20 protein-coding genes are annotated in these 24,841 nt (G+C 60.0%); 10 read left to right on the forward strand and 10 right to left on the reverse strand.

The window, feature by feature from the left end; all coding sequences use genetic code 11:
• Window positions 1–66: 66 nt before the first annotated feature.
• Window positions 67–561 carry a GreA/GreB family elongation factor gene (locus AWU82_RS26445; RefSeq protein WP_064382110.1) on the forward strand — a complete coding sequence of 165 codons (495 nt, stop codon included), beginning with the start codon at window positions 67–69 and terminating at the stop codon, window positions 559–561.
• Here AWU82_RS26445 and gdhA read toward each other — a convergent pair.
• Complete coding sequence (gene gdhA / locus AWU82_RS26450; RefSeq protein ID WP_064382111.1) at window positions 558–1,895, reverse strand: NADP-specific glutamate dehydrogenase; 1,338 nt, start codon at window positions 1,893–1,895, stop codon at window positions 558–560. The two genes, AWU82_RS26445 and gdhA, sit on opposite strands and share 4 nt — an antisense overlap.
• A 315-nt stretch (window positions 1,896–2,210) precedes the next feature.
• Window positions 2,211–3,875 carry an energy-dependent translational throttle protein EttA gene (gene ettA / locus AWU82_RS26455; RefSeq protein WP_011336021.1) on the reverse strand — a complete coding sequence of 555 codons (1,665 nt, stop codon included), beginning with the start codon at window positions 3,873–3,875 and terminating at the stop codon, window positions 2,211–2,213.
• Window positions 3,876–4,151: 276 nt separating this feature from the next.
• Here ettA and AWU82_RS26460 point away from each other — a divergent pair, with 276 nt between their 5' ends.
• From AWU82_RS26460 to AWU82_RS26480, 5 genes are all read left to right on the forward strand, one after another.
• Window positions 4,152–8,000 carry a sensor domain-containing protein gene (locus AWU82_RS26460; protein ID WP_064382112.1) on the forward strand — a complete coding sequence of 1,283 codons (3,849 nt, stop codon included), beginning with the start codon at window positions 4,152–4,154 and terminating at the stop codon, window positions 7,998–8,000.
• A 239-nt stretch (window positions 8,001–8,239) separates the two neighbouring features.
• Complete coding sequence (glyA, locus tag AWU82_RS26465; RefSeq protein ID WP_009045723.1) at window positions 8,240–9,493, forward strand: serine hydroxymethyltransferase; 1,254 nt, start codon at window positions 8,240–8,242, stop codon at window positions 9,491–9,493.
• 275 nt (window positions 9,494–9,768) lie between these two features.
• Window positions 9,769–11,082 (forward strand): C4-dicarboxylate transporter DctA, encoded by a 1,314-nt coding sequence (locus tag AWU82_RS26470; protein WP_064382113.1) that lies wholly within the window; start codon window positions 9,769–9,771, stop codon window positions 11,080–11,082.
• A gap of 49 nt (window positions 11,083–11,131) precedes the next feature.
• The gene (locus tag AWU82_RS26475; protein WP_064382114.1) at window positions 11,132–11,836 is read left to right on the forward strand and encodes a FadR/GntR family transcriptional regulator; all 705 of its coding nucleotides are present in this window, start codon (window positions 11,132–11,134) and stop codon (window positions 11,834–11,836) included.
• 24 nt (window positions 11,837–11,860) lie between these two features.
• Window positions 11,861–12,571: a GntR family transcriptional regulator gene (locus tag AWU82_RS26480; RefSeq protein ID WP_064382115.1), complete on the forward strand. Its 711-nt coding sequence runs from the start codon at window positions 11,861–11,863 to the stop codon at window positions 12,569–12,571.
• Between the two features lie 122 nt (window positions 12,572–12,693).
• Here the strand turns inward: AWU82_RS26480 and yjiA are convergent, their stop codons facing one another.
• From yjiA to AWU82_RS26495, 3 genes are all read right to left on the reverse strand, one after another.
• Complete coding sequence (yjiA, locus tag AWU82_RS26485; protein WP_170928969.1) at window positions 12,694–13,668, reverse strand: GTPase; 975 nt, start codon at window positions 13,666–13,668, stop codon at window positions 12,694–12,696.
• 161 nt (window positions 13,669–13,829) lie between these two features.
• Window positions 13,830–14,027 carry a YbdD/YjiX family protein gene (locus tag AWU82_RS26490; RefSeq protein WP_003228401.1) on the reverse strand — a complete coding sequence of 66 codons (198 nt, stop codon included), beginning with the start codon at window positions 14,025–14,027 and terminating at the stop codon, window positions 13,830–13,832.
• Window positions 14,028–14,042: 15 nt separating this feature from the next.
• The gene (locus tag AWU82_RS26495) at window positions 14,043–16,109 is read right to left on the reverse strand and encodes a carbon starvation CstA family protein (protein WP_064382116.1); all 2,067 of its coding nucleotides are present in this window, start codon (window positions 16,107–16,109) and stop codon (window positions 14,043–14,045) included.
• Window positions 16,110–16,268: 159 nt separating this feature from the next.
• On the opposite strand from AWU82_RS26495, the gene AWU82_RS26500 reads away from it, so the two are divergent.
• Window positions 16,269–16,637, forward strand: a complete 369-nt coding sequence (locus AWU82_RS26500; RefSeq protein ID WP_064382117.1) for a PilZ domain-containing protein — start codon at window positions 16,269–16,271, stop codon at window positions 16,635–16,637.
• Here the strand turns inward: AWU82_RS26500 and radA are convergent, their stop codons facing one another.
• Both radA and AWU82_RS26510 read right to left on the reverse strand, forming a co-directional pair.
• Window positions 16,638–18,005: a DNA repair protein RadA gene (radA, locus tag AWU82_RS26505; protein WP_039771749.1), complete on the reverse strand. Its 1,368-nt coding sequence runs from the start codon at window positions 18,003–18,005 to the stop codon at window positions 16,638–16,640. It abuts the gene before it with no gap.
• Window positions 18,006–18,148: 143 nt separating this feature from the next.
• On the reverse strand, window positions 18,149–19,690 hold the full coding sequence (locus tag AWU82_RS26510) for a catalase (RefSeq protein WP_064382118.1): 1,542 nt from the start codon (window positions 19,688–19,690) through the stop codon (window positions 18,149–18,151).
• A gap of 285 nt (window positions 19,691–19,975) precedes the next feature.
• Between AWU82_RS26510 and mscL the strand changes: the two genes are divergently transcribed.
• Window positions 19,976–20,389 (forward strand): large-conductance mechanosensitive channel protein MscL, encoded by a 414-nt coding sequence (mscL, locus tag AWU82_RS26515; RefSeq protein WP_064382119.1) that lies wholly within the window; start codon window positions 19,976–19,978, stop codon window positions 20,387–20,389.
• Window positions 20,390–20,422: 33 nt separating this feature from the next.
• On the opposite strand, the gene AWU82_RS26520 is transcribed toward mscL, so the two are convergent.
• Window positions 20,423–21,199, reverse strand: a complete 777-nt coding sequence (locus tag AWU82_RS26520; RefSeq protein WP_064382120.1) for a ferredoxin--NADP reductase — start codon at window positions 21,197–21,199, stop codon at window positions 20,423–20,425.
• A gap of 317 nt (window positions 21,200–21,516) precedes the next feature.
• On the opposite strand from AWU82_RS26520, the gene AWU82_RS26525 reads away from it, so the two are divergent.
• Together AWU82_RS26525 and AWU82_RS26530 are read left to right on the forward strand one after the other, a co-directional pair.
• Window positions 21,517–22,230, forward strand: a complete 714-nt coding sequence (locus tag AWU82_RS26525) for an autoinducer binding domain-containing protein (protein WP_064382121.1) — start codon at window positions 21,517–21,519, stop codon at window positions 22,228–22,230.
• 165 nt (window positions 22,231–22,395) lie between these two features.
• A complete protein-coding gene (locus AWU82_RS26530) occupies window positions 22,396–23,520 on the forward strand; it encodes a methyltransferase (RefSeq protein WP_064382122.1) in 1,125 nt (374 codons plus the stop codon).
• A gap of 68 nt (window positions 23,521–23,588) precedes the next feature.
• Here AWU82_RS26530 and AWU82_RS26535 read toward each other — a convergent pair whose 3' ends face one another.
• Together AWU82_RS26535 and cydB are read right to left on the reverse strand one after the other, a co-directional pair.
• Window positions 23,589–23,756 (reverse strand): DUF2474 domain-containing protein, encoded by a 168-nt coding sequence (locus tag AWU82_RS26535; RefSeq protein WP_007950992.1) that lies wholly within the window; start codon window positions 23,754–23,756, stop codon window positions 23,589–23,591.
• 77 nt (window positions 23,757–23,833) lie between these two features.
• A complete protein-coding gene (gene cydB, locus AWU82_RS26540; RefSeq protein WP_011336033.1) occupies window positions 23,834–24,841 on the reverse strand; it encodes a cytochrome d ubiquinol oxidase subunit II in 1,008 nt (335 codons plus the stop codon).

A 24,841-nucleotide genomic window follows, 5' to 3' on the forward strand; every position in this document is an offset into this window, starting at 1 on the left:
TTTCCAGACATCCAGCGAAACCTTTTGCCTGCGACCATGGCCCAACGGCTATAACAGGAGCCCATCATGAGTCGCGCCTTCGTCAACGAAGACAATGCCGCTGCGCAAGCCGATCAGCCGGTCGAACGGCAGGTCAGCACCCAGCCCAACTACGTCACGCCGCAAGGGCTTGCCCAGTTGCAGGCAAAACTCGCCGAACTGCAAACCCTGCACGCCGAACAGTCCGCCAAGGGCGAACAGGCCGACAAGCAGCGGCTGGCCGATCTCGAACGGGATTTGCGTTATTTCAATCAACGGGTCGCCAGCGCTCAGGTCGCGCCGGCCCCGACGTCGAACGACAAGGTGCAGATCGGCAGTTGGGTGACCTACGCCGACGAACACGGCACCGAGCGCCGGGTGCAACTGGTCGGTGAAGATCAGGCCGATGCCGCCAACGGGCTGATCAACTGGGCTTCACCGCTGGGCCGTGCGCTGCTTGGCGCGCGGCTCAACGATGAAGTGCTGTGGCAGCGCCCGGCCGGCGATCAAGTGATTGAAGTGATCCGCATAGAGCGTTCTTAAACCACGCCTTGGGCGAGCATCGCGTCGGCGACCTTGACGAAGCCGGCGATGTTCGCGCCCTTGACGTAGTTGATCCGGCCGTTTTCCTCACCGTAATGCACACAGGCGTGGTGGATCGACTGCATGATCCCGTGCAGCTTGCTGTCCACCTCGCCGCCCGTCCACAGCAGGCGCATGGCGTTCTGCGACATCTCCAGCCCACTGACCGCTACGCCGCCGGCATTCGAGGCCTTGCCCGGCGCGAACAGAATGCCCGCTTCGATAAAGATATCCACAGCCTCAAGGGTGGTCGGCATGTTCGCGCCTTCGGCCACGCAGACGCAGCCGTTGCGCAGCAAGGTGCGGGCGGATTCCGCGTCAAGTTCGTTCTGGGTCGCGCATGGCAGCGCAATGTCGCACGGCAACGACCATGGCAACTGACCGGCGCGGAACTCCAGGCCGAAGGCGGACGCCAATTCGCTGATCCGCCCACGCTTGACGTTCTTCAGTTCCAGCAGCGCCAACCACTGTTCTTCGCTCAGGCCCGCCTCGCAATACAGCGTGCCTTCGGAGTCGGACAGGGAAATCACCTTGCCGCCCAGATCCATCACCTTTCGGGCTGCGTACTGCGCAACGTTGCCGGAACCGGAGATCGCCACGCGTTTGCCTTCGACGGTCTGCTCGCGGCGCTTGAGCATTTCCTCGGCGAAGTACACGCAACCGAAACCGGTGGCTTCGGGGCGAATCAGGCTGCCGCCGTAGGTCATGCCCTTGCCGGTCAGCACGCTGGTGAACTGGTTGCTCAGGCGTTTGTACTGGCCGAACAGGAAACCGATCTCCCGCGCGCCGACACCGATATCACCGGCTGGCACGTCCACGTCGGCACCGATGTGGCGGTACAGCTCGCTCATGAATGCCTGGCAAAAACGCATGACTTCGGCGTCGCTCTTGCCCTTCGGATCGAAGTCCGAGCCACCCTTGCCGCCGCCCATGGGCAGCGAGGTCAGGGAATTCTTGAAGGTCTGCTCGAAGGCGAGGAATTTCAACACGCCCAGATTCACCGAAGGATGGAAACGCAAACCGCCCTTGTAGGGGCCAATGGCGCTGTTCATCTGGATGCGGAAACCGCGATTGACCTGGATCTTGCCCTGATCGTCGACCCACGACACCCGGAACACCACCGCCCGCTCCGGCTCGCAGATGCGCTCCAGAATCCCCGAGGTCAGATAGTGCGGATTGGCTTCGAGAAACGGCCACAGGCTGCGCAGGACTTCTTCGACGGCCTGGTGGAATTCGGGTTGATCCGGATCGCGTTTTTTCAGACGGGCAAGGAAGGATTCGACGGATTCGATCATGGGAAAAGTCTCGGCAGATTTATTGTCGTTGGAAGCGATTGAGCCGGACTGTAACAAACGACATGTACACAGCAACAGAACAAAATGTCGCATTTATGAAAAAAAATAGTACACAGGCTGTAATTTCAGACCTGCATCGACTGTTAATCCGCCATCGCTGGCAAGCCAGCTCCCACAGAGTTTGCGCCTTGCCTTGGACGGGTGAGCACCGCAGAAATTGTGGGAGCTGGCTTGCCAGCGATGAGGCCCGCGCAGTATTGCAGGCAAAAAAAGCGGAGCCCGAGGGCTCCGCTGTTTCATGCAACCAACCTGAAATCAGGCCAGTTTCTTGTGGCGTACCCGGTGTGGCTGGGCAGCTGCTTCGCCGAGGCGCTTTTTGCGATCGGCTTCGTACTCGGTGTAGTTGCCTTCGAAGAACACGGCTTGCGAGTCGTCTTCGTACGCCAGGATGTGAGTCGCGACGCGGTCAAGGAACCACCGATCGTGAGAGATCACAATGGCGGCGCCCGGGAAGTCCAGCAGGGCTTCTTCCAGGGAACGCAGGGTTTCAACGTCGAGGTCGTTGGACGGTTCGTCGAGCAGCAGGACGTTGCCGCCCTCCTTCAGGGTCAGCGCCAGGTGCAGACGACCGCGCTCACCACCGGACAGGTCCTTGACGAACTTCTGCTGATCGCCACCCTTGAAGTTGAAACGACCGACGTAGGTACGCGACGGGATCTCGTAGTTGCCGATGCGGATCTGGTCGGAACCGTCGGAAATCTGCTGGAACACGGTCTTGCTGCCGTCCAGGTCTTCGCGGCTCTGGTCGACGCAGGCCAGTTGCACGGTTTCGCCGATCTCGATGCTGCCGGAGTCCGGAGTTTCCTTGCCCATCAGCATGCGGAACAGGGTCGACTTACCGGCACCGTTACCGCCGATCACGCCGACGATGGCGCCCTTCGGCATGGAGAACGACAGGTTGTCGATGAGGACGCGATCGCCGTAGCCCTTGGTGACGTTCTTGAATTCGATGACCTTGTCGCCCAGGCGCGGACCGGCCGGGATGTAGATCTCGTTGGTTTCCGAACGCTTCTGGAATTCCTGCGACTGCATTTCTTCGAAGCGTTGCAGACGAGCCTTGGATTTCGACTGGCGGGCCTTGGCGCCTTTGCGCACCCACTCCAGCTCTTCCTTCATGGCTTTTTCGTGAGCCGATTGCTGCTTGGATTCCTGGGCCAGACGATCGGACTTGGCTTCCAGCCAGCCCGAGTAGTTGCCCTCGTAAGGAATGCCCGCGCCGCGGTCGAGTTCCAGAATCCAGCCGGCGACGTTGTCCAGGAAGTAACGGTCGTGCGTGATCGCGACCACAGTGCCCGGGAAGTCGTGCAGGAAGTGTTCGAGCCACGCAACGGAGTCGGCGTCCAGGTGGTTGGTCGGTTCGTCGAGCAGCAGCATGTCCGGGGCGGACAGCAGCAGACGGCACAGGGCCACACGACGTTTCTCACCACCGGACAGGTGTTCGACCCTGGCGTCCCAGGCCGGCAGACGCAGCGCATCGGCGGCGACTTCCAGCTGGCGCTCCAGGTTGTGACCGTCGCTGGCCTGCAGGATCGCTTCGAGCTTGGCCTGTTCGGCGGCCAGCTTGTCGAAGTCGGCGTCCGGGTCGGCGTAAGCGGCGTAGACCTCGTCCAGACGCGCTTGCGCATCCTTGATCACGCTGACCGCTTCCTCGACCACTTCGCGCACGGTCTTGGTCGGATCCAGCTGCGGCTCTTGCGGCAGGTAACCGATGTTCAGGTCCGGCATCGGGCGCGCTTCGCCTTCGAACTCGGTGTCGACGCCGGCCATGATTTTCAGCAGGGTGGATTTACCCGAACCGTTGAGGCCGAGTACGCCGATCTTGGCGCCGGGGAAGAAGGACAGAGAAATGTTTTTCAGGATTTCCCGCTTCGGCGGAACAACTTTGCCCAGCCGATGCATGGTGAAGACGTATTGAGCCATGGAGAACCTTGGGTCAGTGACTGATGAATGATTGGGACACAGGCAATGCCCGGCCAGACCGTGCGCGTCGTTCACTGGAAGATATCAATGCGTGCGCGCGGAAAGTCTAGGAGCTGGAACGCTCCCGCGTAACCGGCAAAGCTACCTGAATGACGGAAGGCAGTCCAGCCGAGCGGGGCTGGCACTTCGCCACAACTCAAGGCATGCTAGCCGCCTCTTGGGCGTCCGGCTTATAGTGCACGTCGCGCCAGTCCAGCCAGACCGCAGGATTACAGCTTGTCCAATGTCACTCCGCCAGCTTCTGTGAGCAGCACCCAACCGGCGCCCGGCTCGTCCCTGCGCGGAACATTGAAAGGCGCGCTGGCGACATTGGTGCTGTTGCTGCTCGCGCTGCTGTTCTGGCAACTGCTCGATCAACTGCGCGAAACCCAGAAAAACCAGCGCCAGTACACCATCGATTACACCGCCGACCTCGCCGCCCAGGTCAGCCTGAACATGGCGTTGAACGCGCAGATTGCCCTCAATCTGCTACCGATCGTCGAACAACCGCAGTCGGCCGACGAACAGCAGGCGCTGCTGCGCAAACTTCAAAAGTCGCTGCCCGACCTGCGCAGCCTGGCCCTGCTCAGCCCCTCCGGAAAAATCCTCAGCGACAGCGCGACTGACAGCCAAGACGCCGATTACCTCAGCGATCTTGTACGCCGCAGCCGCGCTCAGGCGCATTACTTCAGCAATGACGACGACGGCTCGGTGGTGCATCTGCTGTTGCATCAGGCCAGTGGCAGCACTCGCGGTTACTGGGCACTGCGGCTGACACCCACCTTCTTTAAAGCACTGACCAAACAGGGCGAAACCGGGATCCGTCCTCTGTGGCTGGTAGAGAATCGCATCAACCATCAGATCATCAGCCGCGACGAAGCGATGCCCATCGGCAGCACCAGCGTCCTGACCCCGGACGATCTGGCCAACAGCGTGCTGACCGTGCCGCTGAGCAGCAGCGACTGGCAACTGCGTGGCCTGTTCGACCGCCAGCACGTGCTCGAACAACTGCTGCCGGCGTTCATCGGCAAATGCCTGTTGGGCCTGGCGCTCTCGCTGCTGCCGTTTATCGCACTGCTCAACATGCGCCGCCGTCAGCGTCAGGTGCATGAAGGGCGTCGGCGTTATCAGGATATTTTCGAAGGCACCGGCGTGGCGTTGTGCGTGCTGGATCTTTCGGGGCTCAAGCAGCTGTTCGAAAAGGCCCAGATCCAGACCAGCGACCAGCTCAAGGCCTGGCTCGACCAGCCCGCGCAGCGCCAGCAATTGCTCCAGGAACTGCGCGTTACCGAGGTCAACCAGGTTGCGTTGCAACTGCTCAACGTCAATTCCTGCGACCACGCCTGGCAATTGTTGATCGACGGCCAGCCGCACAGTCAGTGCGCCATCGGCAATCAGGTGCTCGACGCCGTACTCCAGCAGCAGAAACAGCTGGAACTGGAAATCAAGCTCCCGGACATCAATGGCCGCGACCAGCATCTGTGGCTGGTGCTGCGCCTGCCGCAGGAGCAGCACGACTACAAGGCCGTGATCCTGAGCATCAACGACATCACCAGCCGCAAACTGATCGAACTGTCGCTGCTGGAGCGCGAAGGTTTCTGGTCGGACGTGGTGCGCACCGTGCCGGATCACCTGTACGTGCAGGACGTGATCAGCCAGCGGATGATCTTCAGCAACCACCACCTCGGCCAGACCCTCGGTTACAACCGCACCGAACTGCATCAGATGGGCGAGTACTTCTGGGAAATCCTTCTGCACCCGGAAGACGCCGACTATTACCACCGCTCGCGGCAGATGCAGCGTCACGCCGGTTACAGCCAGTTGCTGCAATGCCAGCTGCGCTTCCGCCACCGCGACGGCAAATGGCGGCGCTTCGACATTCGTGAACAGGCGCTGGCCCGGGACAAGCACGATCAGGTGACGCGGATCATCGGCGTGGCCAAGGACATCACCGAGCAGATCGAAGCCAGCGAATCCCTGCGTGACAGCGAACAACGCTACCGGATGCTCGCCGAAAGCATCAGCGACGTGATTTTCTCCACCGACAGCCAGCTGTCGCTGAACTACGTCAGCCCGTCGGTGCAAGCGGTGCTGGGCTATGACGCCGAGTGGATTTTCCAGAATGGCTGGCAATCGACCATCGCCAACCCGCAGCAACTGAGCGGCATCTATCACCTGATGGATCGGGTCAGCAAAGCTCTGGGCAAACCCGAGCAACTGGTGACTTTGCGCAGCCAGGTGCAGACCCAGATGTTCCTGTTCGACTGCCTGCGCGCCGACGGTCGCAAGATCCCGATCGAACTGCGTCTGGTGCTGGTGTGGGACGAACATGGCGCGTTCGAAGGCGTGCTCGGGGTCGGCCGCGACATCAGCCAGCAGCGCCGCGCCGAGAAAGACCTGCGCATGGCGGCCACGGTATTCGAGCACTCGACCTCGGCGATCCTGATCACCGACCCGGCCGGTTACATCGTCCAGGCCAACGAGGCGTTCAGCCGGGTCAGCGGTTACGCGGTGAGCGAAGTGCTCGACCAGTTGCCGAACATGCTGACCGTCGACGAACAGCAGGACGCGCACCTGCGCTACGTGCTCAAGCAGTTGCATCAGCACAGCACCTGGGAAGGCGAAGTCTGGCTCAAGCGCCGTAATGGCGAGCATTACCCGGCGTGGGTCGGCATCACCGCCGTGCTCGACGACGAGGGCGATCTGGCCAGTTACGTGTGTTTCTTCAGCGACATCAGCGAGCGCAAGGCCAGCGAGCAGCGGATTCACCGCCTCGCCTACTACGACGCCCTGACCCACCTGCCGAACCGCACGCTGTTCCAGGATCGTCTGCACACCGCGTTGCAATCGGCCGAACGGCAGAAGTCGTGGGTGGTGCTGATGTTCCTCGACCTCGACCGTTTCAAACCGATCAACGACTCCCTCGGCCACGCCGCCGGCGACCGCATGCTCAAGGACATGGCCACCCGGCTGCTGGCCTGCGTCGACGATGACGACACCGTGGCGCGGATGGGCGGCGACGAATTCACCCTGTTGCTGCAACACCGCTCCAGCCGCGAGATGGCGCTGAACCGTGCGATCCATGTGGCCGAGCAGATTCTCGCCAGCCTTGTGCGGCCGTTCGTGCTGGAGGGTCGCGAATTCTTCGTCACCGCCAGCATCGGCATCGCCCTGAGCCCGCAGGACGGCAATGAACTCAGCCAGTTGATGAAGAACGCCGACACCGCGATGTACCACGCCAAGGAGCGCGGCAAGAACAACTTCCAGTTCTATCAGGCCGACATGAACGCCAGTGCGCTGGAGCGCCTGGAACTGGAAAGCGATCTGCGCCACGCGCTGGAGCAGAACGAATTCGTGCTGTATTACCAGCCGCAGTTCAGCGGCGACGGCAAACGCCTGACCGGCGCCGAAGCCCTGCTGCGCTGGCGTCATCCGCGTCGCGGACTGGTGCCGCCGGGGGACTTCATTCCGGTGCTCGAAGAACTCGGGCTGGTGGTGGACGTCGGCGACTGGGTCATCAGCGAAGCCTGTCGCCAGCTCAAAACGTGGCACCAGAGCCGCGTGCGCGTGCCGAAGGTCTCGGTGAACATTTCCGCCCGGCAGTTCTCCGACGGCCAGCTCGGCACGCGGATCGCCACCATCCTCAAGGAGACCGGCCTGCCGCCGGCGTGCCTGGAGCTGGAGCTGACCGAAAGTATCCTGATGCGTGAAGTCAGCGAGGCGATGCAGATTCTTGCAGGCCTTAAAAACCTCGGCCTGAGCATTGCGGTCGACGACTTCGGCACCGGTTATTCGTCGCTGAACTACCTCAAGCAATTCCCGATCGATGTGCTGAAAATCGACCGCACCTTCGTCGACGGCCTGCCGTCCGGCGAGCAGGACGCGCAGATTGCCCGGGCGATCATCGCCATGGCTCACAGTCTGAATCTGGCGGTGATCGCCGAGGGTGTGGAAACCCATGAACAACTGGACTTCCTGCGCGAGCATGGCTGCGACGAGGTTCAGGGTTATCTGTTCGGGCGACCGATGCCGGCGGGACGGTTCGAGGCGCAGTTCAGCAATGATGCGCTGTTCATGTTCGACTGAAGATCGGCGGCGCTGCCATCGCTGGCAAGCCAGCTCCCACAAGGATTGATGTCGATCACAAAATCGTGGGCTTGCCTCAATTAATGTGGGAGCTGGCTTGCCAGCGATGAGGCCAGCAAAAGCACCGCACATCTGTCATGAACGCCACTTGTCTGCGACATGATGTCGTTTCATATGCCATCCAAAACCCGTTGGGTTAGAATGCCCCCCTTTTCTGCCCCCGATCCTTGAGGACCGCCATGTTCAGCCGTGATTTGACTATTGCCAAGTACGACGCCGATCTTTTTGCCGCCATGGAGCAAGAAGCCCAGCGCCAGGAAGAACACATCGAGCTGATCGCTTCGGAGAACTACACCAGCCCAGCGGTGATGGAAGCTCAAGGCTCGGTTTTGACCAACAAGTACGCCGAAGGCTACCCGGGCAAGCGCTACTACGGCGGTTGCGAGTACGTCGACGTTGTTGAACAGCTGGCCATCGACCGCGCCAAAGAGCTGTTCGGCGCCGATTACGCCAACGTTCAGCCGCACGCCGGTTCCCAGGCCAACGCCGCTGTCTACCTGGCCCTGCTGTCGGCCGGTGACACCATCCTGGGCATGAGCCTGGCTCACGGCGGTCACCTGACCCACGGCGCCAGCGTTTCCTCCTCCGGCAAGCTGTACAACGCCATCCAGTACGGCATCGATGCCAACGGCCTGATCGACTACGACGAAGTCGAGCGCCTGGCGGTCGAGCACAAGCCGAAAATGATCGTGGCCGGTTTCTCTGCCTACTCGCAGATCCTCGACTTCCCGCGCTTCCGCGCCATCGCCGACAAGGTGGGCGCGTACCTGTTCGTCGACATGGCTCACGTGGCCGGTCTGGTCGCCGCTGGCGTCTACCCGAACCCGGTTCCATTCGCTGACGTCGTGACCACCACCACCCACAAGACCCTGCGCGGTCCACGTGGCGGCCTGATCCTGGCTCGCGCCAACGCCGACATCGAGAAGAAGCTGAACTCCGCCGTATTCCCGGGCGCCCAGGGTGGCCCGCTGGAGCACGTGATCGCCGCCAAAGCGATTTGCTTCAAGGAAGCACTGCAGCCTGAGTTCAAGGCTTACCAACAACAAGTGGTGAAAAACGCCCAGGCCATGGCCGGCGTGTTCATCGAGCGCGGTTTCGACGTGGTTTCAGGCGGCACTCAAAACCACCTGTTCCTGCTGTCGCTGATCAAGCAGGAAATCTCCGGTAAAGACGCCGACGCCGCTCTGGGCAAAGCGTTCATCACCGTGAACAAGAACTCCGTGCCAAACGACCCACGCTCCCCGTTCGTCACCTCCGGCCTGCGCTTCGGTACTCCGGCCGTGACCACTCGCGGCTTCAAAGAGGCAGAGTGCAAAGAGCTGGCAGGCTGGATCTGCGACATCCTGGCTGACCTGAACAACGAAGCGGTGATCGACGCTGTTCGTGAGAAAGTCAAAGCCATCTGCAAGAAACTGCCGGTGTACGGCGCTTGATTGCGACGTAAAACCGCAGCATGAAAAACCGGCCAAGTGATTGGCCGGTTTTTTTTCGCCCGGATTTTTTCAAACGCTTGAATCGCTCAAGAATGGGACTTGCCGCCCAACTGGTCAGACCGGTCATGCCAATTCGTCATTTTTCACTTGCGATTCGTAAAAAACAGCGCCTAGACTGCACCCGCACTGGACATACCGGTAAGACCACAATAATTAAGTCCTGAATCTGATGCGCCCCGCGCACGGCAGCCAGGACACCGACCAGGATTCCTCCCATGCTCAGATGGTGCTCGCGCTCAATCTTCCTCCAAGTGGTTCTCGGACTGATGCTCGGCATCGTCTGCGGGCTGACCCTTCCCGAATACTCGGCCCAGCTCAAACCGCTTGGCGACGGCTTCATCAAACTGATCAAGATGCTCATCGGCCTGATCGTGTTCTGTGTAGTGGTCAGCGGCATCAGTGGTGCCGGCGATTTGAAGAAAGTCGGGCGTATCGGCCTCAAGTCGGTGATCTACTTCGAAGTACTGACCACCATCGCCCTGGTGATCGGTCTGGTGTTCGCCTTCACCACCGGGATCGGCAGCGGCGCCAACATCCATCTGGAGCAGCTGTCCGCCGCCGACATGGGCGACATCGCCGAACGCGGCCAGCACATGCACACCACCACTCAGTTCCTGATGGACCTGATCCCGACCTCGGTACTCGGCGCCTTTGCCGAGAACAACATCCTGCAAGTGCTGTTGTTCTCAGTGCTGTTCGGCAGCGCGTTGAATCTGGTGGGCGAAGCCGCTTCCGGGATCTCGCGGCTGATCAACGAGCTGAGCCATGTGATCTTCCGGATCATGGGCATGATCGTGCGCCTGGCTCCGATCGGCGTGTTCGGCGCCATCGCCTTCACCACCAGCAAATATGGCCTGGATTCGCTGCAACACCTGGGCAGTCTGGTCGGCTTGTTCTACCTGACCTGCATCGCCTTCGTCGCGCTGATTCTCGGTCTGGTGATGCGCCTCTCCGGCCTGCGCATGTGGCCGCTGCTCAAGTACCTGCGTGAAGAACTGCTGATCGTCATGGGCACTGCGTCCTCCGATGCCGTGCTGCCGCAGATCATGCGCAAGCTGGAACATCTGGGCATCGGCAGCTCGACCGTCGGGCTGGTGATTCCCACCGGTTACTCGTTCAACCTCGACGGCTTTTCGATCTACCTGACCCTGGCCATCGTGTTCATTGCCAACGCCACCGGTACGCCGCTGGCCATGACCGATCTGCTGACGATTTTGCTGGTGTCGCTGATTACCTCCAAAGGCGCCCACGGCATTCCGGGTTCGGCGCTGGTGATTCTGGCGGCCACGCTGACGGCCATCCCGGCGATTCCGGTGGTCGGCCTGGTGCTGGTGCTGGCGGTGGACTGGTTCATGGGCATCGGCCGGGCGCTGACCAACCTGATCGGCAACTGCGTCGCCACCGTGGCCATCGCCCGCTGGGAAAAGGACATCGATGTGCAACGGGCGAACAAGGTGCTCAACGGCGAGCAGGGCTATAACTTTCAGCCGAGAAAAACCGTCGCTCAAGCGGCGGCCAAAGAATTCTGAATGAGCGCCGTGCCTGCGCGGATGCAGGCACGGCTCATGGAGCGAACACGTGATTACTTCATCAACCGTCGTCAACTCAGTGGTAGAAAAACTCCGGGACGCGCTGGCCCGTGGTCAGTGGCGCTCCGGGGAGATGCTGCCGGGTCAGCGCGAACTGGCCGAACAACTGGGCATCAGCCGCCCGAGCCTGCGCGAAGCGGTGATCGTGCTGGAAACCCTCGGCCTGGTGCGCTCGATGCCGGGCAAAGGCGTGGTAGTGCTCGATGCCCAGGCCAGTGACAGCCAAAGCCACGAAAACGCGGTAGCCGGCGCCAGTCTCGAAGACGTGCTGCAACTGCGCTACACCCTCGAACCGTTCATCGTCGGTCTGGTGGCGCAGTCGATCAGCAGCAAGGAAGTCGGGCAACTGCGCCTGACCCTGATGGACATGCGCGAAGCCCTCGAAGCGGGCGACAGTGAGGCCGGCGTCAGCGCCTACATCGCCTTCCACGAGGAATTGTTCACCCTGACCTCGAACCCGATTTTCCAGAGCGTGGTGCAACAGACCAGCAACGCCCTCAAGCAAAGTGCCGAAGTGCTGCGCAATTCGCCGGAGCACCTGGCCGAACGCCTTGAGGAAAACGAAGCCGTGGTGCGCGCGATCCGCAGCAAGAACAGCGCCCAGGCCAGCGCCGAAATGCGCCGGCACATCCTGCGTGAAGGTCAGCGGATGGGCATCGAGCTGAATATCCCGGATGACAACCTGAGCCACTGAAACGCCTCACACTGGAGACCGGCCATGAACAGTCTTGCCACGCCGTCGCACCCTCGCCCGACCTCGACGGCCCTGCCCTTCTCCCGCCTGCACGCGCCGGTGGACGATCTGTATCCGCGCCTGTTCGATGCGATCCTCGAACAGCGTATCGATGCCACCAGCCGTTTCACCGAAGAAAGTCTCAAGCAGATGTTCGGTGTCAGCCGCGCCGATGTGCGTCGGGTGCTGACCCAACTGTCCCATGAACAGATCATCGTGCTGCGGGCCAACCACCGACCACGGGTGGCCGCGCCGGACCCCGAGCAGACGCGCCAGGCCCTGCATGCCCGGCGCCTGGCCGAGAACACGCTGGTGCGGCTGGCTTGTCAGCATGTGCAGGCTGAAGATTTGAAGCGCCTGCGAGCGTTGATCGAATACGAGCGCCAGGCTGTTGATAAAGATCGACGCGGGGCGACGATTCGCCTGTCCGGAGAGTTCCATTTGCAGTTGGCGAAAATGGCGCGGAATGCACCGTTGGCGCACTTTCTCAGCACCCTGGTGCCGCTGACGTCGCTGGCGATTGCGCGATGCACTAAGCAGACGCACAGATGTTGCGCGTGGCAGGAGCATCTGGCGTTGGTTGAGGTGTTGGAGCGTAAAGATGTTTCCAGAGCCGGTATGTTGATGAATCGGCATTTGGAACATCTTGAGCAGACGTTGCTGGGTGAAGCCCTCGAACATTGTGTTGCTGGCTAAATCGCCATCGCTGGCAAGCCAGCTCCCACAGGGTTTGAGGTGATCAAAAATATTGTGCCCTCTGTTTAACCTGTGGGAGCGGGCTTGCCCGCGATGACTTCGTCACGGGCACCGAACAGCCTTCAGCCTGCCGCCACCCTGGCAAACCCCGCCCGGATCTTCTCTTCCGGCAGATCATCGGCGATAAACACGATCACGCTTTCTCGCGTTTCGCCTTCCGCCCACTCGGTGTCCCAGTCGAAGCCGTAGAGTTTCAGAACGCCCTGGAACACCAGCCGCCGATCTTCGCCCGCGATGTTCAACACGCCCTTGTACCGCAGCAATTGCTTACCGTGCTCTTCCAGCAATTCATTCATGAACTCGCTGAGCTGATCGATATCCAGCGGCTGGTCGGTACGCAGCACCAGACTGGAAATCCGGTCGATGGACGGCGCCTTGCTCACCGGCCGCAAGCTCACCCCGCCGCCGAGATCGGCATTCAGGTTGAAACCGCGTACATCGAGCAATTCAGCCAGATCGATGTTGCCGTGTTCGACCACGCGAATCGGTGCCCGGCGGTTGATGCGGGTCAGTCGCTCGCTGAGCGCGGTGAACGCGGCCTCGTCCACCAGATCGGTCTTGCTCACCAGCAAGCGGTCGGCAAAACCGATCTGCGCCTGGGCGATAGTCTGAGTCAGGTGCAGCTCGGCATGAGCGGCGTCGACCAGGGTGATGATGCCGTCGAGCAGGTAACGCTCGCGCAGTTCTTCGTCGATGAAAAAGGTCTGCGCCACCGGGGCCGGGTCGGCCAGACCGGTGCATTCGATGACCAGCCGATCAAAGGCGATTTCGCCGCTGTCCAGCCGCTCGAGCAGCAGATACAGGGCTTTGGTCAGGTCGGTGTGGATGGTGCAGCAGACGCAGCCGTTGGCCAGGGTCATGACTTGCACCGGCTCGTCGCCCAGCAATTGGCTGTCGATACCGGCGTCGCTGAATTCGTTTTCGATCACGGCGATTTTCAGGCCGTGCTCGGCTTTCAACAGATGGCGCAGCAAAGTGGTTTTGCCGGCGCCGAGGAAACCGCTGAGCACCGTTACAGGTATTGGAGAAGACAACATCGATCCCCTTCACAAAATTGATGAACAACACAAAACAAATGTGGGAGCGGGCTTGCTCGCGAAGGGGTCGTGTCAGTCGACATCATTGCTCAATGACACACCGCTTTCGCGAGCAAGCCCGCTCCCACAGTTGGGGACTGCATCAACCGAAGGCTGTCAGATCAACAGCACTTCGGCCCACCCTTGCCACCGTAACGGGCTTCCTGACGTTCGCGAAAGAACATCTCGTAGCTCATCACCGGTTTGTCCGGGTGTTTGGTCTGCATATGCTCGACGTAGGTGTCGTAGTCGGGCATGCCGACCATCAGGCGCGCGGCCTGACCGAGGTATTTACCGAGGCGACTCAGGTCATTGAACATGCTGCAATCCTCTGGTTACGCGTCCGGCAGGGCCTGGAATGGCGATTCTTTGTCCGTACGCTCTTTTTTGCCCCAGGCGGCGATGCCGACCTTGAGCGCATAGAACAGGATGCTGAATACCACGAACAGGAACAGCGCGGTCAATGTAGCGTTGGTGTAGGCGTTGAAGATCACGTGCTGCATCTGCTCGACGCTTTTCGCCGGCGCCAGCACCTGACCGTTGGCCAATGCATCGCTGTACTTCCTGGCCAGCGACAGGAAGCCGATCGCCGGGTTGGCGTCGAACAGCTTGATGAAGCCTGCAGTCGTGGTGCAGATCAGCAGCCAGGTGGCCGGCAGCAGGGTGACCCAGATGTAACGCTGGCGCTTCATCTTGATCAGGACCACGGTGCCGAGCATCAGCGCGATACCGGCCAGCATCTGGTTGGAGATACCGAACAGCGGCCACAGGGTGTTGATCCCGCCCAGTGGATCGACCACGCCCTGATACAGCAACCAGCCCCACATCGCCACACAACCGGCGGTGGCGATCAGGTTGGCGGACCAGGATTCGGTACGTTTGAGTGCCGGTACGAAGGAGCCGAGCAGGTCCTGCAGCATGAAGCGACCGGCACGGGTGCCGGCATCGACTGCGGTCAGAATGAACAGCGCTTCGAACAGGATCGCGAAGTGGTACCAGAACGCCATGGTGTTTTCACCCGGCAGGACACTGTGCAGGATCTGCGCGATACCGACCGCCAGCGTCGGTGCACCACCGGCACGGGCCAGAATGGTGGTTTCGCCGATGTCATGCGCCACGGCTTGCAGGGCTTCCGGGGTAATTGCAAAGCCCCAGTTGCTGACCGCAGTTGCCACGGACACCACATCACCGCCGACCACGGCGGCCGGGCTGTTCATGGCGAAGTACACGCCTGGCTCAATCACCGAGGCAGCGACCATGGCCATGATGGCCACGAACGATTCCATCAGCATGCCGCCGTAACCGATGTAACGGGCGTTGGTTTCGTTATCCAGCAGCTTCGGCGTGGTCCCGGAAGAGATCAGCGCGTGGAAACCCGATACCGCACCGCAAGCGATGGTGATGAACAGGAACGGGAACAGACCGCCCTTCCACACCGGGCCGGTGCCGTCGACGAACTGAGTCAGTGCCGGCATTTTCAGCTCGGGCATGGTCACCAGAATGCCGATCGCCAGGGCGACGATGGTACCGATCTTGAGGAAAGTGGAGAGATAGTCACGCGGCGCCAGAATCAGCCACACCGGCAGCGAAGCGGCGACGAAACCGTAACCGACCAGCATCCAGGTAATCTGCACGCCAGTGAAGGTGAAAGCCTTGGCCCAGACCGGATCGGCGGCAATCTGCCCACCCAGCCAGATCGAACCCAGCAGCAGCAACACGCCGACGACCGAGATCTCGCCGATGCGGCCCGGACGGATGTAGCGCATGTAGATGCCCATGAACATCGCGATCGGGATGGTCGCCATCACGGTGAAGATGCCCCATGGGCTTTCAGCCAGGGCCTTCACCACGATCAGCGCCAGCACCGCGAGGATGATGATCATGATCAGGAAGCAGCCGAACAGCGCGATGGTGCCGGGGATACGGCCCATTTCTTCACGCACCATGTCGCCCAGGGAACGGCCGTTGCGACGGGTCGACATGAACAGAACCATGAAGTCCTGCACCGCGCCCGCCAGCACCACGCCGGCGATCAGCCACAGCGTACCGGGCAGATAGCCCATCTGCGCCGCCAGTACCGGACCGACCAGCGGCCCCGCGCCGGCGATGGCCGCGAAGTGGTGTCCGAAGAGAATGTGTTTGTTGGTTGGAACGTAGTCCAGACCGTCGTTGTTGAGCACGGCGGGGGTGGCCCGACGCGGATCGAGTTGCATCACATTGTTAGCGATGAACAGACTGTAGTAACGGTACGCAACCAGATAGATGGCCACGGCGGCGACCACAATCCACAAGGCGTTGATCGCCTCGCCTCGGCGCAATGCCACTACGCCAAGGGCGCACGCTCCTACGATTGCCAGCAGCAGCCAGGGTAAGTGGCGTAGCAGGCTATTATTATTTTTCATTTTATTATTCCAGCCAGGGTGGACAAGAAAGACAGCCACCCCGAGTTTAGCGCTGTTGGCGGCAAAGGCCATACCCCGACATTGGTCTAGACAGTCCATTCGTTGGCATCACCCCGCCGGTCGGGTCTATAGTCAGCTGACCTTCCTGAGGATTGCGCCATGAGCGAGCACCCGTCCGAGCGTCGCCGCTTCAAACGTATCGCATTCGATGCCCGAACCGAATTGAGCCAGGGCGAGTACATCTGGCCGGTGAGGCTGATCGACCTGTCGCTCAAGGGATTGTTGATCGAGCGACCGGAACCCTGGCTGGGCAATCCCGAGCAGGACTTTTTCGTCGACATTCATCTGAGCGAGGACGTGCACATCGAGATGGATGTGCAACTGGCTCATGAAGATCGCGGCCAGCTCGGTTTTGTTTGCCGGCATATCAGCCTGGAGTCGATTCAGCGCCTGCGTCGCCTGATCGAACTCAATCTGGCCGACGAAACCGAGCTGGAACGCGAGTTCGCGGCGCTGATCGACGTCTGATCACTCGAACAATGAATCCAGCGCCTGCTCCAGACGCGTCACCGCAATGATCTGCAAACCCGGCGGTGCTTCCTTTGGCGCGTTGCCCTTGGGCACGATCGCGCGCTTGAAGCCGTGTTTGGCGGCTTCCTTCAACCGCTCCTGACCGCTCGGCACCGGGCGCACTTCGCCGGACAGACCGACCTCACCAAACACCAGCAAATCATGGGGGAGCGGACGGTTGCGCAGACTCGACATGACCGCAGCCATCAACGCCAGGTCGGAGGCGGTTTCCAGCACCTTCACCCCGCCGACCACGTTGAGGAACACGTCCTGATCGTGGGTCGGAATGCCGCCATGACGGTGCAGCACCGCCAGCAGCATCGCCAGACGATTCTGGTCCAGACCCAGGGTGACCCGACGCGGGTTGGCCAGATGACTGTCATCCACCAGTGCCTGGACTTCAACCAGCATCGGCCGGGTGCCTTCCCACGTTGCCATCACCACACTGCCCGGGACTTCTTCCTGTGCACGGGTAAGAAAAATCGCCGAAGGGTTGGAGACTTCTTTCAGACCCTTGTCGGTCATGCCGAACACGCCGAGCTCGTTGACCGCGCCGAAACGGTTCTTCACCGCCCGCAGCAGGCGCAATCGCCCGTCGGACTCGCCCTCGAAATACAGCACGGTATCGACCATATGCTCCAGAACGCGGGGGCCCGCCAATGCGCCCTCCTTGGTCACGTGGCCGACCAGGAAAATCGCCGTGCCGCTTTGCTTGGCGTAACGCACCAGTAACGCGGCACTTTCGCGTACCTGGGATACGCCGCCCGGCGCCGATTGCAATTGTTCGGTGAAAATCGTCTGGATCGAGTCGATCACCATCACCTTGGGTTTTTCCTGACGGGCCGTGGCGATGATGGTTTCGATGCAGGTTTCGGTCATGACCCGCAGTTGATCCTGCGGCAGACCGAGGCGGCGCGCGCGCATGGCGACCTGTTGCTGGGATTCTTCGCCTGTGACGTACAGCGCCGGCATGGTCTTGGCGAGGTTGCACAGGGTCTGCAACAGAATCGTCGATTTGCCGATACCGGGATCACCGCCGATCAGCACCACCGAACCGTCCACCAGACCGCCGCCAAGGACTCGGTCGAGCTCACCGGAGGCTGTGGAAAAACGCGGAATCTCTTCAATGCTGACTTCGGCCAGGGTCTTGATCTGGGCCTGTTGCCCGGCCCAGCCGGTGCGCCCGCTCGGGGCGGCGGCACCGCCGCTCTCGACCATGGTTTCGGTCAGGGTGTTCCAGGCGCCGCATTCGCCGCACTGCCCGGCCCACTTGGGAAAGGTTGCGCCGCACTCGGTGCAGCCGTACATGCGCTTGGCCTTGGCCATCTGAACCCCCGGCAAAAACCGCGATGATAACGCAGCCATCGTCGATCAGCGCGGCGCGTCGGGACGGATTTCTCCGCTGGCCAGACGCACGGCGCTGCTGTCGGTCAAACCCCGACAGTTGCCGGGGTTTGAGGGGCGCGCGGTCAGTCGGCCAGTTTGGCCGCCAACGCCTTGACCCGACTCAGGTCACCCTTGGCCACTTTGGTCACCCCGGCGCCGTATTCCGGATCCGCCTTGTAGAGAAAGGACAGAATGATGTGCTTGCTCTCATCATCGGCACTCGCCAGCGAACCGCCAAAGCTCTCGATCAGATCCTTACGTTCCTTCTTGCTGAACGAGCGATACAGATCTCCGGCCTGCTTGAAGTTCTGTTCACGCTGGATCTTCGCCTGTTGCGTGCTGCCTTGCAGGGCCGCCTGACTGTAACGCGCACTCTGCGTTTCTTCACGCGGTTGCAGGCGACTTGGCTGATAGTTGACGCCAGAGTGGGTCGCACCGCCATTCATCGCACCATCCTGGTTGCCATTGTTGACCGTTACTTTCGCAGCATTGATCGGCAACTGCTGGGCATTGGCACCAAGGCGATACATTTGCGTATCTGCGTAAGAGAACATCCGCCCCTGCAACAAGCGGTCTTCCGAAGGCTCAATTCCCGGCACGACATTCGACGGTGCCATTGCAACTTGTTCGGTTTCCTGGAAGACATTGGAAGGGTTACGGTTCAATACCATTTGTCCAACTTTCCGCTCAGGAATACCTGGCCAGATCTTGGTAGCGTCAAGAGGATCGAAATCAAACTTGGACAAGTCTTGCGGTTTTAGCACCTGAATGTATAAGTCCCACTTTGGAAAGTTGCCACTGCCGATCTGGCTCACCAAGTCATTACTCATATGACTATAATCGCGCCCCTGTACTTTCACGACTTGCTCAGGATCAAGATTCTTTATCCCTTGCAAACTTTTCCAGTGAAATTTCACGTAATTCACATCGCCCTTGGCATTGACCAACTTGTAGGCGTGTACGCTGTTGCCATCCATCTCCCTGTAACTGGCCGGTGTTCCATTGTTGGAATACAGCTCGGTCAACGTACGGGTGGCTTCCGGTACATGGGAAAAGAAGTCGAAGCGTCGGGCATCGTCATCCAGATTAGTGCGAGGATCCGGCTTGAAGGCATGCACCATGTCCGGAAACTTGATTGCATCGCGTATGAAGAAGGTAGGAAAGTTGTTGCCTACCAGATCCCAGTTGCCATCTGCCGTATAGAACTTGGTCGCGAACCCGCGTGGATCACGCAAAGTCTCCGGGGAATGGTTGCCATGCACCACGGATGAGAAGCGCACGAACACCGGAGTGATCTGCCCGACTGTGAACACCTTGGCCTTGCTCAGATCACTCAGGTCGTTGGTCGCGGTGAACGTGCCATGTGCACCGGTACCCCGGGCATGCACGACACGCTCGGGAATGCGCTCACGATCAAAGCGCTGCAGCTTCTGAATCAGCTGAACATCCTGCAACAACACCGGTCCGTTGGGGCCGGCGGTCTGTGAGTTCTGATTGTCACCGACCGCTGCACCGTTATCCCGGGTCAGGGGCGCGGCATTCGCGGAGAGGGTCAGTAGACCCGCAGTCAACAAACCGAAGGTACGACGATAGGGAAAGGCCCTCAGGCCAGGCATGGAATTCATTTCAGACTCCTCTGTTCTTTTGAGGCGCATCCAGGTGCGCCAGCCAGAGGCTAGAAGCTCAGCTCGCCAAACATAAATAGAAAGTTCGTAACGACATGATTGATGGTTTTTTCTTGAATATCAGCACGTTGCAGCGTATTTCGCGCGCGATTGGTGGCACTTTGCAAACTAATGATCAATCGATGTGTCGATAAAAGCGGGCATTGTAAGAAGGTGTTTCGCGCAGGACGCGTTTTGCTGATTTACACTGCTGACACCAAACTCATCTGTAACAAGGAAATAACTATGGGCGTGCTTAGCGAGTTCAAGGCCTTCGCGGTCAAAGGCAATGTGGTCGACATGGCCGTCGGTATCATCATCGGCGCGGCGTTCGGCAAAATCGTTTCGTCGTTTGTCGGTGACGTGATCATGCCGCCAATCGGACTGCTGATCGGCGGGGTGGACTTCAGTGACCTGGCCGTCACGCTGAAAGCCGCCGAGGGCAGCGCCCCAGCGGTGGTATTGGCGTACGGTAAATTCATCCAGAGCGTTCTTGACTTCGTGATCGTCGCCTTCGCGATTTTCATGGGCGTCAAAGCCATCAACCGCCTCAAACGCGAAGAAGCCGTGGCCCCGACCCTGCCGCCGGTACCGACCAAGGAAGAAGAATTGCTGGGCGAGATCCGCGATCTGCTCAAGGCCCAGAACAACCGGCCTTGAATAAGCTGAACGGCGCCAGAAGGCGCCGTTTTTTCACCAGTAGTTTTCTACCGCCACTTGCCCCGGTCGCCGGGTCAGGCTCAAGGCCATGCCGCGTTGCTTGAGTAGCGCCCGGGTGTCATCGATCATCTGCGGATTGCCGCAGAGCATGACCCGAGAATAAGCGGGAGTGAGTTCGACACCGGCCAGCTTTTCCAGCTCGCCATTTTCAATCAGCGTGGTGATGCGTCCATTGAGGGCACCTGCGTACGGCTCACGCGTAACCACCGGAGTGAACCGGAACTTGTGGGCGTACTCGGCGAGGTAGTCGCGCTGTGTCAGTTCGCTGATCAGCTGTTGATAAGCCAGCTCCCGCCCTTCCCGCACGCTGTACACAAGAATGATGCGTTCGAATTTTTCCCAGACTTCAAAGTCCTGCAGAATCGACAGAAAGGGGGCCACGCCGGTGCCTGTGGAAAGCAGCCAAAGATCGCGACCATCGACAAATCGATCCAGGGTCAGGTAGCCAAATGCCTGACGCTCCACCAACAATGAATCACCTGCCTGCAGTCGACTCAGCTCACTGGTGAACTCACCACCCGGCACCACGATCGAGAAGAACTCGAGGAACTCGTCGAACGGCGAGGACACCATGGAGTAGGCACGCCACACCGTGCTGCCATCGGACTTGGTCACGCCCAGTCTGGCAAACTGACCGGCCCGAAAGCGAAAGCCGGCGTCGCGCGTCGTACGCAAGGTGAACAGACTTGGGGTCAAGGGTTGCACGTCGAGCAGGGTCTGGCACGTGAACTTTTCTGCACTGACGGTCATGGGACACTCCTTTCGGCATGGGCTAACAGTGTCGCGCAAAGTTGTACATTTAAACACCCACAGTAAATGATGGCATTTAGCAGCCTTATTTTGACCAATAGAAGCCGCCCACCTCGCAATAAGTAACCCATCAGTACGCGCTCTTTTAGTATTACACCCTGAATACAAAAACGACTTTTGCTTAATAACGCTTTATACAAACTCGATGTTCAACAAGAGCGAAATGTTCAGAACATTCCGCAAGAAATCTCCTACACTCGATTACGTGCTGGATTTTGGATCCAAAGCACCCCCTCGGAATGTATGGAGAATCCTCAATGGAAATGTGGAAGGAGTCTCAGTTAAAACAACTGACCTATGCCAAGCACATAGATACGGCGTATCCGATTCTGGAAAGGTTCGCCCAAAATCTCGGATTCAGCTTTTGTGGTATTTCAGTGACTTCGACAGATCGGAGCACTGCGTTCAAATCCTTGCATATCAACAACTACCCCCCATCATGGAGCCGGCAATATGAAGAAAAAAATCACGAAGAAGTTGACCCGGTAATAGCACATTGCAATCGCTCGATGTTGCCGATTGTCTGGACCCAGGAAGTTTTCTGCAAAGCGCCACAACTCTGGGAGGCACTTCAGGACCAGGGACTGCAGCATGGCTGGTCGCAATCATTCCTTAATAACGACTGCGGTTTTTGCAGCATTCTCAGCCTGGCCCGGCCACACTGTCCGATCACCCCGATGGAGCTGTACGAACATTTTGGCTACATGTTCTATGTCACCAGTCATTTGAGCGATCTGTTCGCCCGTACACTCCCCACGCGACCGGAGCAGACTCGGCAACCTCGGTTGTCGGCCCGTGAAATAGAAGTGCTGAAGCTGTGCGCAGTCGGCAAGACAGCCTATGAGTGCGCCAGAATCCTGAGTCTCAGCGAACGCACCATCAACTATCACGTGCACAACGTGATGGAGAAGTTGAACGTCTGCAACAAGATCTCTGCGGTCATCGCCGCCGCCAAGGCCGGGATCATCTAGTCGGCGCGCCGGAAATCAGCCAAGTATTGCAGTCAAAAAAAAAGTACCATTTGCGACCTTCCTGAGTGATGACGCGTAACTTCGCGCCGCTGTCCACTCGGACGGTTCCGCCGCACGAAACCCTGGGCTGCGGGACACCCGTTGATTACCCAGAGTCCCCGCCCCATGCCTTTGCTCGATACGCCCTTCGCCCAGCTCGATCTGATCCGCCAGCCCGAACAGCAGAACGAACCGCTGCAAGCGTTCGATGCGGCCGACGAATACCTGCTCAATCATCTGGCCGAACATAACTTGCCGATCGAGACGCGGGTTCTGGTACTTAACGACAGCTTCGGCGCGCTGGCCATCAGCCTGTCAGGCAAAGTGCAGGTCAGCACCAGCGGCGATTCGTTCCTGGCGTTTCAGGGGCTGGAAAAAAACCTGCTGCGCAATGGTCAGGCATTCGATGCGCTGCGCGGCATTCCTGCCAGTGAACCATTGGTCGGGCCGTTCGACCGGGTGCTGATCCGCGTCCCGAAAACCCTCGCCCTGCTGGAAGAGCAACTGATTCGCCTGCAAGGCCAATTGGCACCCGGCGCTCAGGTGGTAGCAGCGGCGATGGTCAAGCATTTGCCGCGGGCCGCCGGGGATCTGCTGGAACGCTATATCGGCCCGGTTCAAGCGTCGTTGGCGGTGAAGAAGGCACGCTTGCTGATTGCCACGCCCGAGGCCAAGGCACTGGCCATCTCGCCCTACCCGACCCGCTATCGCCTCGACGAGCCAGCCATCGAACTGCTCAACCATGCCAACGTGTTCTGCCGTGAAGGGCTGGACATCGGCACCCGCGCCTTCCTGCCGCACCTGCCGAAAAACCTCGGCGCGGCACGGGTCGCCGACCTAGGCTGCGGTAACGGCGTACTGGCCATCGCCAGCGCCCTGCAAAACCCCGATGCGCATTACACGCTGGTGGACGAATCGTTCATGGCCGTGCAGTCGGCGGCCGAAAACTGGCGCGCGGCGCTGGGTGAACGTGAAGTGATCGTTCGCGCAGGCGACGGTCTGGCCGGGCAGGAAGCGCAGTCGCTCGACGTGGTGCTGTGCAACCCGCCGTTCCACCAGCAACAGGTGGTCGGCGACTTCCTCGCCTGGCGCATGTTCCAGCAGGCCCGCGAAGCACTCGTGGTTGGCGGTGCGCTGTATATCGTCGGCAACCGTCACCTGGGTTATCACAGCAAACTGGCGCGGCTGTTCCGCGGTGTCGAGCAAGTCGCGGCCACGCCAAAATTCGTGATCCTCAAGGCGCGCAAATAACCCGGGCAAAAAAACCCTCCGGTCGGAGGGTCAAAAGTCCGTGCCGCAAGGCAGCGGGATGGGAAGTCTTAGTGCGTGGTCAGACCTGCGGCATTCATGAACATGCGCATCAGGCTGGCGACGATGAACAATGCACCGACGCTGCCGACCCAGATCATGGCCAACCAGCCGAGCCGCTGCCACAGCGGCTTTTTTTCGGCTTCTTCAATGTCGTGCAGGGAATGTTTGCCGGTCATTTTCTTTAAACCTCTTCAAGATGGATGGCGCCGCTACCGACGCCATCGCGAGCAAGCTCGCTCCCACAGGTTTTTGCTTAGTGATAACCGTCTTCATGGGTGACCTTGCCGCGGAACACGTAGTAGCTCCAGAAGGTGTAACCCAGGATGAACGGGATGATGAACAGCGTGCCCACCAGCATGAACCCCTGGCTTTGCGGTGGTGCGGCGGCGTCCCAGATCGAGATCGACGGCGGCACGATGTTCGGCCACAGGCTGATGCCCAAACCGCTGTAGCCGAGGAAGATCAGCACCAGGGTCAGCAGGAACGGCATGTAGTTGGCATTGCGTGCCACCGCGCGAATCAGACCGTACATCGTCACCAGCACCAGAATCGGCACCGGCATGAACCAGAACAGATTCGGCATGCTGAACCAGCGCGTCGCAATTTCCGGATGGGCCAGCGGCGTCCACAGACTGACGACACCGATCACCGCCAACAGCACGAAGGCCAGAGGACGCGCCAGGTCATGCATCTGTTCCTGCAACTTGCCTTCGGTCTTCATGATCAGCCAGGTGCAGCCGAGCAAGGCATACGCCACCACCAGTGCGGCGCCGCAGAACAGCGTGAACGGCGTCAGCCAGTCCAGTGAACCGCCGGCATATTGCCGGTTGACCACCGGCAGACCATCGATGAACGCGCCCAGCGCCACCCCCTGGAAAAACGTTGCGGCGATCGAACCACCGATGAATGCCTTGTCCCACAGGTGACGCTTGTCGTCCTTGGCCTTGAAGCGGAACTCGAACGCCACGCCACGGAAGATCAGCCCGATCAGCATGAAAATCAGCGGCAGGTACAGCGCCGACAACACCACCGAATAAGCCAACGGGAAGGCGCCGAACAACGCAGCGCCGCCCAGCACCAGCCAGGTTTCGTTGCCGTCCCACACCGGGGCGACGGTGTTCATCATTACGTCGCGGTCGGTCTTGCCGGGGATGAACGGAAAGAGAATCCCGATCCCCAGGTCGAAACCGTCCATGACCACGTACATCATGATGCCGAAGATGATGATCACGGCCCAGATCAGCGGAAGATCAATACCCAT

Origin of the sequence: Pseudomonas glycinae, assembly GCF_001594225.2 — a bacterium.
Lineage (GTDB): Bacteria > Pseudomonadota > Gammaproteobacteria > Pseudomonadales > Pseudomonadaceae > Aquipseudomonas > Aquipseudomonas glycinae.